This window comes from Salmonella enterica subsp. diarizonae, from assembly GCF_008692785.1.
GTDB classification, from domain to species: domain Bacteria; phylum Pseudomonadota; class Gammaproteobacteria; order Enterobacterales; family Enterobacteriaceae; genus Salmonella; species Salmonella diarizonae.
Genome location: NZ_VXJV01000001.1, coordinates 25243 through 40592, shown reverse-complemented (window position 1 = coordinate 40592; position 15350 = coordinate 25243). Strand labels below are relative to the sequence as shown.

The 15350-nt window shown below is 57.4% G+C and carries 3 protein-coding genes; all 3 read right to left on the bottom strand.

What is annotated here, in order from left to right:
* Nucleotides 1–2 precede the first annotated feature (2 nt).
* A complete protein-coding gene (locus F4V72_RS00155) occupies nt 3–2183 on the bottom strand; it encodes a type I secretion system permease/ATPase (RefSeq protein WP_070801714.1) in 2181 nt (726 codons plus the stop codon).
* A complete protein-coding gene (locus F4V72_RS00150) occupies nt 2180–3589 on the bottom strand; it encodes a TolC family outer membrane protein (protein WP_053529740.1) in 1410 nt (469 codons plus the stop codon). Before F4V72_RS00150 ends, F4V72_RS00155 begins: the two co-directional genes overlap by 4 nt.
* A 65-nt stretch (nt 3590–3654) precedes the next feature.
* A complete protein-coding gene (bapA, locus tag F4V72_RS00145) occupies nt 3655–15129 on the bottom strand; it encodes a biofilm-associated protein BapA (RefSeq protein ID WP_150342414.1) in 11475 nt (3824 codons plus the stop codon).
* Nucleotides 15130–15350: the final 221 nt, after the last annotated feature.

Genomic DNA, 15350 nt, shown 5'->3' with positions numbered 1-15350 from the left:
CATCATGCTGACTGATTTTCATTTTTCCACTCCCTACGGTGACTTTGCATCCGATCCGCGTTAAGCGCCTGCGCTTTTGGCGCGTCCATCACCAGTTGCCCTTCTTTCAGGACAACGACACGCTCAACCAGCTCCAGTATTGGTACCCGGTGCGTCGCGACGATCAGGGTACGGTTGCCAAGCCATTGATGTAACCGCTGAATAAACTCTCGTTCCGTATGTTCGTCCAGCGAGGCGCTGGGTTCGTCAAGTAGCACAATATTGGGGGAGCGCAGCAGCATTCTCGCCAGCAACAGGGACTGACGCTGCCCGCCGGACAGGCCGTTACCGCCTTCCATAATGGGATGATCCAACCCTTTTGCCAGCCGTCTGACGAAGACGGCGCCGCCGCTGACTTCGAGCGCGTCAAAAATCTGTTCATCGCTGGCGTGTGGCGCGCCGAGCGTCAGGTTCTCACGTAGGCTACCGAAAAAAAGCCGCGCGTTCTGGCTAAGAAAGCCGATGTTGCGGCGCAAATCCGCCATATCGATGTGCGGCAAGCTGAGATTATCAATCCGGGCCTCTCCCTGAATCATCTCCAGGCCACCCGCCATCGCCTGTAAAAGTGTGGATTTACCCGCACCGTTACGCCCTAGTATCGCAATCCGCTCGCCTGGCATGATCTCCAGACGCACGAGGCGCAGCGGTATGCGTTGATCGTCGTTATGGTAACGAAACTGAGCGTTTTCAAAGAGGTAATGCCCGTGGAGGATGTCGCGGTGTATCAGGCTATCGTCATGCTGTGTCTCGGTGGGCAGTTGCATAATGTTGTCGAGACCCATCTTCGCCGCTTTCACCTGCTGCCAGCGCGCCAGCACGCCGCACAGGTTGGCCATTGGCGCGATCATCCGCGAGCCGAGCATCGACGCGGCGACCACCGCGCCGGTAGTCATACTGCCTTCAATGACCATCGGCGCGCCGAACATAATCACCGCGGCATACACCAGACTTTGTACCGACATCCCCCAACTGATAAGCCCTTGCGTGAGTTTGCGGGTGCGTAGACCCGACTCACCGGTAATACGGATATAGCTATTCCACTGCTGGAGAAAGCGGTTCTCCGCCTGCATCAGTTTAATATCTTCCAGCCCCTGAACGCTTTCAACTAAGACTGCATTGCGTAGCGTCGCTTCGTGGGCGGCCTGGTTGGCAAGGACAGCCAGTTTTTTTTGCAGTGCGACGCCCGGCAGGATCATCAGCAGAGCCGCCACTGGCGCTATCCATGCCAGCGGTGGGGCGATAATCGCCAGGACTATCATAAACAGGAAAAAGAAAGGCAGATCGACAATGGTCGCCAGCGTTGAAGAGGTGATCATCTCGCGGATCTGCTCCAGTTCGCGTAACTGCGAGATAAAACTGCCGGTGGAACGGGGGATAGCGCTGTTGCGCAGCCTTAACGCATGACCGAATACCCGATCGGAAATGCGCATATCGGCACGTTTACCGAGCACGTCCATAATGTGCGTACGCGCTTCACGCAGAAGAAAACCGAACAACACCGCTACCAGCACGCCGAAGGAGAGAACGTACAGGGTAGGATACGACTGTGCGGGGATCACCCGATCGTAAACCTGCATAGAAAAGACAATCCCGGCCAGCGACAGCACGTTAATCAGAAAGGCGGCGACCATTACCGGTAAATAAGGGCGGATATCCTGCAGAACCAACTCGCGCATCCAGTCGGGTTTAAAGCGGGAGATATAGCGGTCGACGCGGCTATCCTTGAGCGCCGATAGCGGGCGTAGCGCGGCAACATAGAGGATCTCCGGCAATAACTCGTTGAGCGTCAGGCGGTTACGCTGACCCTCTTCTTCGATCACAAAAACATCTACCGCATCTTCGCCATCAACATGTTCGATGACCAATAACTGCCCGTCCCGGAGCTCGACAACCAATGGCAATCGCCACTGACTAAATGCCGTTTTGTCTATGCCCGGCGCATGAAAGGATAAACCCGCCTGCCGCGCGAGCTGCGTTAAGGCGGTCGTTCTGCTTTTCCCCCTAAACCACGGGGCGTTGGCCTGAATCGAACCGGGAGAACAGGCAACGCGATAATGACCGGCGACATGGCTGATGGCCTGCGCCCATTGGCTCAGCGCGCGCTCACTGAGTACCTCTTCTATATCGGGGGCGGCGCGGGTCATGGCTGGATCTCCACGGATTGAATACTGCGATGATTTAACGCGAACGCCTGACGAAGCGCGCCGGTGTTATACAGACAGTTCAGTTGCAACTGATGCAACTGGCTTTCCGTTTGCAGTTCGGCAAAGCGCGCCTGGTAAACTTCCTGTTCCGCATTAAGCACGTCAAGCAGTGGGCGCGAACCGAGGTCAAGGTATTGCTGCTGATACAGTTCACGCGTGCGTTCGCTAAGCTGCTGTTGCCGACGAAGGATTTGTAACGCGCTGGCAAGACTCATTGCCTGGCTGCGCGCCTCCATCAGTTTCTGGCGGACATCAAGCCGGGTGCGCTGAATGGTCGATTGAGCCGCGTCTACCGCATGGCTGGCAGCGTTGCGCCGGGCGGTCAACCCTCCGCCCTGGTAAAGCGGCATCTCAACTTTCACCCAGGTGGAATACTGGGTTTTATCGAGCACTTCATGACTGGGATATTTATCATTGAGATAATGTTGTACGGAAGGTTCGAGCGAAATCGTCGGCGTCATTTGCGCGTTGGCATATTCCAGATTCGCCCGCGCAACGTTGGCCTGCGCCCAGGCGGCCAGTACCGCGGGCACCAGCCGATCGTCGGGAGTCGACGTCTCACAGCTGCGAGCGAGTTTTGCCGGGAAGTCATTATTGATGCCATTAAGCGAATTCCAGCCCAGCCAGCTCATCAGTGATGCTTTCGCACTGTCGAGATTGGCCTGATACTGCGCCAGTTGCGAGCGGGCGGATTCGATTCTGGCTTCGGTTTGCACTACGTCAGATAGCGACGTGGCGCCTTCATCGCTGCGCTGCCGGATAAGTTTACCGATGCCGTCCAGCGCGACGAGCTGTTCTTCCGCCGCTTCTACCATTTGCTGCCAGCTCTGCGTTTGAACAATGGCGTTGGCGGTTTCGTGCGCGACGGTATCAATACTGAGCAACACATTGGCCTGTTGCTGCGCTGCGCCTGCGGTTTCGGCGCGAACCTGGCTTGCCACTTTGCCGAAGTCATAAAGCATTTGCGATACCGACAGCACCAGCGAGGGGCTATACCCGTGATCGGTGTAGGTGTTGCTGTACCCATTGTTCACGCCAGCGCTGACTTGCGGATAATATTTCGATCTGGCGACCTCTATTTGTTGATTCTGTGCGAGCAGTTTGCCGACGGCTTCGCGAATAGAAGGATGCCAGTTAACGGCGCGATTGACCGCGTCATTGAGCGTCAGGTTGCCCGGCGCGGCGGCGCTGAGCGGTAACTCGGCGGCGGAGCCATCCAGCGAAGGAAGCATCTGGTCCGTTGCTAATCCTTCGGATGTAATGATCGGCGGCACTTCTGCGCCCCGGGTCTGATGATGAAACAAAGCAAATGCCAGTACGATGGCGACAGGCGCGACTTTTCCCATAGTTTATCCCTTTTAAATATCACAGCTTGTTGCCCCGAACGTCGTAGCGTCCGGGGCTTTTTTCATCAACCGCCGGTGATCAGGTGGTTGTTCTGCAACAGATCATTTAGCGTGAGCTGCACATTCTCCAGAGTGACAAGGTCAGTTGATTTAAACGCGCTGCCGGCACCGTCGCGATCGACGGATATCACCGTATTGGCGCCGCTGGTATGAACCTGAACAAAGTTACCCAGCATCGCCGCCTGGTGATCCCAGCCGGTCAGCAGTTCGTGAATATCGATCTTATCACCCTGCGCGGTGGAGAAGTTTTGCCAGCGATCGGCGCCGTTACCGCCGGTCGCGTCCGCGCCGTTTAACAGGTGGTAAATCAGCGTATCGCCATAGGCGGAGCCGATGAGAACATCGTTTTGGTTGGTACTGACGATTTGCGGTGCCATATCAATGGTCAATGTGGCGCTATCCGTATGACCCATCTTGTCATCCAGTTGATAGGTAAAGACCTCTTTACTGGTGATGGACGACATCGCGACGCCATTATTCAGGGTGTAGGTGTAGGCGCCATCGAGGTTAATTTGCAATGTGCCGTAATGTCCCTGAATTGTAGCGCTGGTGGTATTCGCTGCGGCGTCCAGCGTAGCGGCGCTGCCGTTATACCCGCTAATGCTCAGGCGGGTATTCACCGTATTAAGCTGATCCATCGCCCCCGCCGCATCGCTGCCGTCAAAAATATTGCCGAGAACGGTATGCGTTCCGGACGTTTCAAAATTATCCAGATCGACGGTGGTGCCGATGACGCGTGGTGTGATCGTCGCCGCCCCGGCCAGGGTATTGGTGCCAGTGAAGTTAAGCGTGTACGTTCCTGCATCCAGCTCCAGGCCGCTCAGGTTGACGGTCACCGTCGCGCCACCCAGCGTGATATTCGCCACCGGAACGGTTCCGTTGCGTATGACGGTCCCGTTCTCCTGAATGGCCCAGCTAATATTCAGATTGCCCAGCGTAATGAGCGTGGAGACATCAAAGACCAGTGATGCGCCTTTAAGCACGGTCCCCGTTGCAACGTCAAAGGTGCCGCTCCCGCTGCCCGATTTGCCGAGTAGTCCCCAACTGGCGCTGCCGACGCTGGCGTCCAGCCAGGCGGCGGTGTCCTGAAGCGTGGCGACGCTAAGGGTATCGCTGACATCATTAATCGCATCCAGCGCCCTGGCGGTTGGCGTGATATTGAGCGAGGCCGTATCGGTATCGCCGTTTGGCGCTTTGACCGTATAAATAAAGCTGTCCGGCGTTTTAATGCTGTCGGCGCCGACACCGTTCTTCAACGTGTAGGTATAGTTGCCTCTTGCGTCAATGGTGAGCGTGCCATACAGCCCGTTTACCTCCGTCGTGCCGGTCGCAGAAATCGCCACGCCGTTCACTTCAGTGAGGAGGGCGTTGGAAGGGGCGACATCATTGGTCAGCACGTTGCCGGTGGTGTTGGCGGTGATACTGTCAACGGCATAGGTGTGATCCTGGGAAATCGCCAACGTATAGCCAGTGAGGACGCTAATGCCGCTGGCGGTATTCAGCACGAACAGGTATTCGCCGCCAGGCAACGTCAGGGTCAGCGGCTGGGACTGTCCGGCTAACAGCAGGGTGTTAATCCAGCCCTTTTGCACCCGGAACTGCTCATATTGCTGAATGGCATCGTTGAAGCGATAAACGTACAGATCGAACGTGGAGACCAGTGAGACGCCACCGACGGTTCCCTGTAACGTCATGGTTCGCGTAGCGCCTTCTTCAACGTTAAAGATGATCGGATTAGCCATATCATCAAGCAGATTCGCGTTCAGTACATTACCAAGTCCGACGCTTAATACCGTGACGCCGCTTTGTGTCGAGGGACCGTTGTTGACGTAGCTAACGTGGGTATCAAAGACCAGAGAGGCGTTATTGTCTGTCGCCACCACGCTGCTCGCTACAGGCGCGGGACCCAGATTGATAACCAATTGCGCGGCGCTGCTACCGACGCCATTCTGGGTGATGGTGTAGGTGAAGCTCTCTTTATGTCCATATCCTGCCGTAGGGTTAGTCAGAGTGTAGGTGTAACTGCCATCCTGATTAATGTGCAGCGTGCCGTATTGCCCCTGAATATCCACGCCGCCCGCGCCGACCAGCGTACTGACGCCGTTGGCGTTGGTGATGGCGGTGACCGTAGTGCCCGTCGGTGCGGTATCATCGGCCATGACGTTGCCGGTACTACTCGTTGGCCCGCTAATAATACCCGCGCTGGTCTGGTGTACATCGACATCCAGGCTGGTATACGACCCGGTGGCGAGCAGACTGGTGTTATAAGTGAGTACCCGGTACTGGCCTTCGCTCAGTCCGCTCAGGTTCAGGGTGACGCCGCTCCCGGTCAGGGTAAGCAAGTTCGCGAAGTCGCCAACGGCGGTGTTGACGATCGTCGTCCAGGCGCCGAGGCTGGTGTCGTAGCGCTGTACCACAATCTCCTGAGTGCTGAGAAGCGAAAGCACGATTCCCGTTGCGGCGGCATCGATGGTTACGTCTCCCGTACCACCTTCAGCAATGGTGAACTCAACCTGAGCGGTATCGTTACCCAGAACCGAGGCGACATTGCCAAGCGCGCCAACCAGCAGCAGGCCGTAATCCGAATAGTTTTGCGTACTGGTAGTGGCGGTAGAGGTCAGATCAAGGCTGGTGATATTATCCCTTGCCGCCAGCGGCAGAACCGGCGCGGTAATGCCTAACGTGCCGGAGGCGTTACCCGCAGCGTCAGTCGCCGTCACGTTAATGAGTTGACCTTCAATTTGTTTTGTCGGCAAGGTAAGAGACCATGCGCCGTTGCTGCCGGCGGTGGTGGTGAGCGTCACGCCGCCCGCCAGCGTGACGGTTACTATGCTGTTTGCCTCTGCCAGTCCGGAAAGTGAACCGCCATCGGTGCTGAGCGTACCTGACGGTGTTCCGGGCGCCAGCGTATCGACAATCACCGTCGCGGCGGTGGAGACGCTGCCTGTTCCGTTGGCGTTAGTCGCGGTGGCGGTGAAGGCGTGGCTGCCTTCGGTCAAATTGCCTGTCGGGGTAAAGCTCCAGTTTCCGCTGGCGTTCGCCGTGGTGGTGCCGAGCAGCGCCCCGTTGTTATAAATATTCACCGTGGCGCCCGCCTGAGCGGTACCATTCAATGTGGGTTGTGCGTCATTAGTGACCTGACCATTAGCGATAGCGCCGGTATAAATACCCACATCATCCACTACGTTGGTGATGATCGGCGCTTCCGGTACGCGCGTATCGGGCGCGGTAAATCCGGCGGCAATACCCGTGTTGCCTGCTTTATCCTGGGCAAATGCCAGCAGCGGCTGACCGTTGGTCTGCGCGGGCGTGAGTGTGGCGGTGAAGCTGCCTGTACCGTCGGCGATGGCGGTTCCCAGTACCACACCAGTATCAGAGGTAATTGTCACCGTACTACCCGCTTCCGCGGTGCCCGTCACGCGATTACCGATAGCATTGATGACCAGGTTGCCGGGCGCGCCGGGCGCAATGGTATCCACGATAATCGTTGTCGATGGCGAAGCGGCGCTAACGTTGCCAGCCGCATCGGCAGCGCTAACGCGATAGGCGTGACTTCCCTGGCCGAGCGCGGCGGTTGGCGTCCAGCTCCAGTTGCCGCTGGCATTGGCGTTCACGGTCGCGACCAGCGCGCCATTATCGAAGATACTTACCGCGCTGTTGGCTTCCGCGGTACCGTTGAGCGTCGGCTGTGTGTCATTGGTCGATTGTCCATTGCCAATGGCGCCGGTATTGTTCGGTACATCATCAACGATGCTGGTTATAAGCGGAACCGTTGGCGCAAGGGTATCGACCACTATAGTAAAATCGCTGGTTGCCGGGCTAATATTGCCTGCCGGGTCGGTGGCGGTCACTGTTAACGTACGCGTGCCGTCGCTTAACCCTGTAGTCGGCGTGAAGCTCCACGCGCCGTCCGCGTTAGCCGAGGTAACGCCAAGCAGAGTGCCGCCGTCATAAATACTGACCACGCTGCCCGCTTCGGCAGTACCGTTCAGAGTAGGGCGGTTATCATTGGTTATCTGACCATTAGCGAGATTTCCTGTTACCCCACCCGCTACGTCATCCACCACGGACGTCAGGATCGGCGTCTGCGGCGCGGTGGTATCGACCGTCAGGGTGAAGGCTGTACTGTTCGGGCTGTTGTTTCCGGCGGCATCGGTGGCGACGGCGGTGATGACGTGCGTTCCGCTTGCCAGCGTTGAGGTGGAGACGCTCCATGCGCCGCCAGGCTGAGCCGTTGTCGTGCCAATGACCGTACCATTTTCATAGAGCGTGATCGTGGCGCCGGCTTCTGCGGTGCCGCTGAAGATTGGCGTAGGATCGTTGGTACTTTGGCCGTTCGCGATTGTGCCGAGGCCTGGCGCCTGATCGTCACTGACTGACGTGATTACCGGCGCCAGCGGCGGCGTGGTATCGACGACGAAATTAACGCTGTCCGAAACGGGGCTGGCGTTGCCTGCGGCATCAACAGCAATGACGGTAATTACATGGTTTCCCGTCGCCAGAGAGGCGTTGGGCGTGTAGCGCCAACTACTGCTATTGTCGGCGGGAATTTCAGCCAGCAGCGTGCCGTTATCGTAGAGACGAATAGTTGTGTTGGCTTCACGGGTGCCGCTAATGACAGGGCGCGCCTCGTCGGTGATCTGCCCTGAACTCAGATTGCCGGTAATGGGTCCCGTACCGTCGTAAACCGTGTCAATAACAGGCGCGGCGGGAGCCGTGGTATCAATAGTGAACGAGCGTGTTTCGGACGCGGCGCTGGTATTGCCGGCCGCATCGGTTGCTGTCGCCGTCAGGTTCCAGACACCCGCACCCAGGGAGGTAGACGGTGTAAAGCTCCAGCTACCGTTGGACTGAACTTGCGCCGTGCCGACCAGCGCGCTGCCATTATAAATCGAGATGGTTGCACCCGCCTCACCGGTACCCGAGAGCGTCGGTCGGGTTTCGTTCGTCGAGCCGCCATTGGGGACGATGCCCGTTACCGGTGCCGTATTGTCTGCCACGCTGGCGATAACCGGCGCGGCGGGCGGTGTAGCGTCAATCGTCAGCACAAATCCGCTGGACACCGCGCTGCTATTACCCGCCGGATCGGTGGCGCTAAGGGTGAGCGTGTGGTTGCCGTTTGCAAGCGGCGTCTGCGGTGTGAAACTCCACGTGCCGTCGCTATTCACCGTCGTTGTACCGATGGACGTTGGATTACCGTCAAGATAGACATTAATCGTCGCGCCAGCCTCTCCGCGCCCGTTCAGGGTGGGCGTCGCATCGTTCGTTAGCTGCCCGCTGACCAGGTTGCCGGTAATGCCGGGCTGGTCATCCACGACGGAGGTGAGAACCGGGCTCGCGGGAGGCGTAATATCGACCACGATCGTCCACGGCGCGGAGACAGCGCTGGTATTGCCCGCCGGATCGGTAGCGCTAACCGTCAGATTATGGCTTCCCTCTGACAAATTGCCGGACACCGGGAAGGTCCAGCTACCGTTTTCGCCTACCAGAGCTGTGCCAAGCGGCGTACCGTTGTCAAAAATGGTGATTGTCGCGCCAGGTTCGCCAGTTCCGTTCAGTATTGGCTGCCGATCGTCGGTTGATTGCCCCGGTAACACCGGGACGGTTGGTTGATTGTTATCGTCAATCACGGAGGTGATAACCGGTACATCTGGCGCCTGCGCATCAATATTCAGCGTAAAGCCATCAGAAGGCTGGCCGCTATTGCCGGCGGGATCGGTCGCCACGGCGGTGAATAGATGGGTGTTGCTCTCCAGCGGCGCGTTCGGGGTGAAGCGCCAGTTACCGCTTTGATCTACCGTGGCGGAACCGATTTCTACGCCGTTATCCAGAATGCGGATCGTGGCGCCAGCTTCTCCCGTCCCGTTGAGCGTCGGGCGTGAATCATTGGTGAGCGCGCCGTTAACCAGCGTACCGATCACGCCGGGGACATCATCCGTTGCGCTGGTAATAACCGGTTGCGCCGGCGCGCTAAGATCGATAGTGATCCCGACCGGTGCGGACAGGCCGCCCTGGCCCTGCGCATTGGTTGCCTGGACGGTGAAGTTATGTGCGCTTTCGCTTAATGGCGTAGCGATCTCAAAGATCCAGTTCCCGCTGGCGTCAACGGTGGCAAAGCCTGCCGAATCGCCATCAATGAAGACTTCAACGATAGAGCCGATATCGGTGGTTCCGCGCAGCGTCGGCGTGGTGTCGTCCGTGGCGCCGCCCGCCGCAATATTCCCCTGTACGCTCCCGACATTATCTTCAATCGCAGTGATGGTCGGGACGGTGGGCAGACCGCTGTCGGAGGCGAGGAAATCCGCAGCAGGGCCGTTATTCCCCGCGCGATCGATAGCGATCGCCGTTAGCGTACCGCCATCGGTTTGCGCCGGACTGAGCGTGACGGCGAATTCACCAGTGCTATTAGCGACAGCGCTGCCGACCAGGGTGCCATCGGCATTACGAATTTCAACGGTCGCGTAAGGATCGGCAAGTCCGGCGACGCGCGTACCATCGTCAGCCACCGTCTGGACTGTTGGCGCGGGCGGGGCGGTGACGTCCACGGTAATGGTGATCGGCTGGGTTTGCGCCGTGGTATTTCCAGCGCCGTCAGTCGCGCTGAAGGTTAGCGCATGACTGGCTTCTGACAATACTGGCGTATTGAATGTCCAGTTTCCGTCGATAACAAGCGCCGTACCGATTTCTGCGCCATTGTCGTAAATCGTGACGATGCTGCCGTTTTCGCCGCTGCCGTTGATAGTCAGCGTCCGATCGTTAGTAAAGGCGCCATCGGTTAATGGCCCGGTCACTGGCGCAACATCGTCGAGGATTTCGTTAACGACGGGCGGCTGCAACGGTACGGTATCGATGGTGAAGGTAAAGCTGTTCGATACGCCGCTGCTGTTTCCGGCGGCATCGGCGGCAATGGCGGTCAGGGTGTAGACGCCATCCGGCAACGCGCTGGTCACCGGCAGCGTCCAGGTGCCGGTCTCATCGACGGTGACGACGCCTAAAACGCTGCTGCCGTTATAGAGCGTAATTACGCTGCCGATGTCGCCAGTGCCGTGAATGACTGGCGTATTGTCGTCAGTGGTTGCGCCGCTGACAATATTATCCTGTACATCGCCGACGTTATCTTCGGCAAAAGTGATAACCGGATTTGCGGGCGCAGTCGTGTCTACCGCAAAAGTGACTGAGGCGGAAGGTGGACTGATATTGCCCGCTACATCGGTTTCCGTGACGGTAATGATATAGGTTCCTGGCGTCAGTGCCGCAGGCGTAAAGTTCCAGCTTCCGTTATCGCTTACCGTTGTGCGGCCAATTTCACTGCCATTATTGTAGAGAATAATCGTGCTGCCGATCTCTCCCGTGCCGCTGAAGGTCGGCGTGGTGTCGTTCGTTGCACCATTATTGCCGATGTTGCCGATAACCGGCGCGACGTTATCACTGATCAGCGGCGCGTCAGGCTGCGCTGGAGGCAGGGTATCAAGCGTGACGGAGAAGACACCGGAGGTCGGGCTACTATTGCCCGCGGCATCCGTGGCAGTGGCCGTCAGTACGTTTAACCCTTCGCTAAGATTACTGGTTAGCGGATAGGTCCAGCTACCCTGTGGATTGACCTGGACGGTATCCAGTACAGCCCCGTTGTTGTACAGGGTGATGATGGCGCCGGGTTCGCCGGTGCCGCTGAGGGTCGGCATACGCTGATTGGTAATACTGCCGTTTGCCAGCAACACCTCGCCTTCTCCGCCTGCGATAGCGGCTGACACGATCTGCGGCGCATCCGGTACCTGGGTATCTACGCGTAGGGTAAAGCTGATGGATTCGGGGCTTTCGTTCCCCGCCGGATCGTTGGCGCGAGCAGTCAGAAGGTGGGTGCCGTCGCCCAGCGCGGCAGGCGGTGTAAACTGCCAGCGACCGTCCGCGCCGACCAACGCCTGACCTATAGCATTGCCGTTATCGTAAAGGATGATTGTGTCGCCTGCGGTGCCGCTACCGCTCAACCGGGGCCGGGATTCCTGGGTAATCTGATTGGTATCAATCGTATTTCCGTCGCCGTCAGCCACGCCGATAACGCCGGGTGCGGCAGGGGCCTGAGTATCAATGGTAATCGTAAAATCGGCGGAAAAAGGCGTGGTGTTGCCGTTACTGTCGCTGGCCGTCACGGTAAAGGTGTAGGTGTTGTCCGCCAGTGGCGAGGCAGTGGTGTAGGCGTAGCTCCAGACGCCGGAATTACCGACGATAATATCGGCCATCCGGGTACCGTTCTGATACAGGTGTACTGTGGAGCCCGGTTCACCTGTACCGTTAATCGTTGGCGTGCTGTCGTTAGTGAGCCCCAGATGCGCGACGCTACCGAGAATACCCGGCGCATCATCTGTAATGAAGGTGATTACCGGCTGCTGCGGCGATTGCGTATCGACCACCAGGTCGAATGAAGCGGCTGGACTTGCATTGCCTTTAGCGTCGGTTGCGATTACGGTTAGTCGATGCGCGCCTTCGCCTAAATTTTGCGACGGCGTAAACGTCCAGCCGCCGTTGGGCTGTAGCGTGGCGAGTCCCAGCGAAACGCCGTTATCAAAGACTTCGACGCGCGCGCCAGCCTCCGCCGTACCGCTAAGGGTGGGGCGGTTGTCGTTGGTGGTTTGTCCGTTAACCAGTGGCCCGGTAATACTTTCAACATCGTCCAGCACCTGAGTGATAATGGGCTTATCCGGGGCGGTGATATCTGGCGCTTGCGCTGTGGTTGGCGGGCTGACGTTGTTGGCGTTGTCGGTGGCGGTGACGGTAACCTGTTCGCCGTTCGTCTGTGCGGGGACGAGGGGAAGGGTAAAATGACCTTCGCTATCTACTTTTCCGCTACCGAGCGGCGTGCCGTCCGGCGTGGTGATCGTAATGGAGCTACCCGGTTCGGCGGTGCCGCTGATACTGGCGCCATCCTCACTAATTACCACGTTTTTCGGCATTTCCGGCGCGGTACTGTCCGGCGCGATGACCGTCGCGGCGGCGCTTTCGTTGTTCGCTATATCGGTGGCGGTAGCGATAAGCGCCTGGCCGTTAGTTTGCGCCGTATTCAGCTGAACGATAAATTGTCCACTGCCGTTAGCGACGGCGCTGCCAAGTATGGTATTGCTACTGTCGCGGATAGTGACCGTTGCCCCGGCTTCCGCCTGACCGCTTACGGACAGACCGTCGGTCGCCACAATAAGGCCGTCCGGTGCTGCAGGCGCAGTTTTATCCGGTGCGCTCAGAGTTTCTACCGGACCGCTATTCGCGGCTTTATCGGTAACGCTAATGCTTAATGTTTCACCGTTAATTTTCGCCGGGCTAATACCTATTGAGAAGGTGCCGTCGTCGCCTGCCGTTCCTCTACCGAGCGTATTTCCCTGGCTGTCTTTGATAACCACCGTGCTGCCAGCTTCCGTGGTGCCGGTGAGTCTGTCGCCGACGTCGCTAACCGCCAGGTTTTCCAGCACTGGCGGCTGCGTGTCGATATCAATGGTAAAGGAGACGGACTGCCCGCTGGTGCCGCGATCGTTTGTCGCGGTAGCGGTGAAGACATGGTCGCCATCGGGAAGCGCAAGCGAGGGGGTAAAGCTCCATTTGCCGTCAGCATCAGCGACAATGGGCGGAAGGGTCGGTACAGGAAAGCCGTTATCGTTAATCGATATCGTACTGCCTGGTTCGGCAGTACCGCTGAGGGTTGGACGGTTATCATCCGTGGCATCGCCATTTTTCAACAGCCCGGTAACGGTGCCAGCGTCATCCGTCACGGTAAGGATAATCGGTTGGGCAGGATACTGTGAATCAGAAGCGGTAAATTCTGTGGCGGGGCCGATGTTACCGACGGCGTCCTGAATACGCGCTTCCAGGCGCTCGCCGTGGGTCTGGGCCGGATTCAGCGTGATGCTGAATTGGTTATTTTCTCCGGTAATCGTGGAGCCCAGGTAATTTCCCGCCGGGTCATAGATCGACACGGTACTGCCAGCTTCAGCGGTACCGCTAACGGTTGTGCCGTCTTTCGCGACATTATCAATGGTAGCGGCGTCAGGCGGCGTAGTGTCCACAATGATAGTAGGCGTTGTGGTCACGTTGCTCACGTTTCCGGCTTTGTCGATCTGTTCGACGGTAAAGGTATGTTCGCCATCGCTTAACGGCGTAGTCGGCGTAAAGGTCCAGCGTCCATTTTCGTCTACGATAGCGCTGCCGATAACGGTTGATCCTTCTTTTATCGTGATGGTATTGCCTGCCTCTCCCTGCCCGGAAAATAGCGGTTTTGCCTCGTCAGTTCGGTCATTATTCTGTAGCGGCCCGGTGAGCAAACCGGTGTTATCGGCAATCAGTTCAACGATTGGGGCATCGGGGCTGAGTGTGTCGATAGTCAGCGTAAAGCTGGCTGATTCGCTACTTTCGCCTTTAACATTAGTTGCAATGGCGGTGAAACGATTTTCTCCGTCCGCTAGCGCGCCGGGAATGGCAAAACGCCAGCTTCCGCTGGTATCAACCGTTGTTGAGCCTATTTCCTGACCATTGGCGTAAATATGGATGACTGCGCCTGCGCTGCCGGTTCCCTCCAGAGTGGGGGTATTATCGTTCGTAAACTGGTTATTGCTCAGCGTGCCGGTGAGTGGAGCGGCATCGTCGATAGCGGCGGTGATAACAGGTGTATCGGGGAGAGGAATGTTGGGCGCATCGATGGTTGCGGATGGGCCTGTATTGCCGGCATCGTCAGTAGCGGTCACGGTAAGTTGTTCGCCGCTAAGCTGTGGCGCGGTCAGATCAATACTAAATTTACCGTCGCTATCCGCTTTGCCCTCGCCAACGACGTTGCCTGAAGGATCTTTGATCGTAATGGTACTGCCCGCTTCGGCCTCGCCGCTCACCGTTTTTCCGTCCGCTGAAATCAATAATTCGCTGGGAGCGAGAGGCGGCGTAGTATCTACAGGATTACTGCTACCTGGATTATTGCCGTTGGGGTTACTGCCGCCGGGATTGCTGTTATCAGGGGGATTACCGTCAGGATTGGTGTTATCGGGGGGCGGATTATCGCCATCCGAATGATGATGAGAATCGCCGCCGCCGGAAGACGCGATAGCGGCAATGCCGCCAGCCGCCACCGCGCCAGCCAGTACCCACGGCCAAACGGCGCCTCCTGCTTCATGGGAAGCGCCAGAAGTGACCAGCAGCTCATTAATATCAGCGATTTGTTCGAAATGTAGCCCCGCTTGCGGATTTTCCACCCACCATAACGTGCCATCGTTTTCCGCCAGTACCAACTGGCTTGCGCCCAGATCGTTGGTAACGTAAAAGTTTTTAATCGTGATCGTTTCGCCGGAATGGAGCGTCACCACCAGATCCTGATTAATGCGCGTAAGTTGACTAATTTCATCCCGGGCCACTGATAATTTAACAATTGAAGGCGCGTTAAGAGTGACCGCTGAGGATTCCACAGTCGTGGAGACGCCAGTCAATTTCGAAACCACGGCGAGTAGACGCATAAATTAGCTCCTGATGGATTTGCTCTGTGTATTAATTAACGGGCACGACGTTTAGGGCAAAATGCGTAGACGAGCCTTCCCGTTCACCGTGAGAGATGAATTTCCGTAGCCATATTCTTTTTTATGAGCGTAGGTGAAGGTGTAGTTTTCTCGCCGAATAACCCTTTGTTTTTTGTGCCTGACTAGTGCTTTCGTATTAGATGATATAGTCAGAAAAAAAC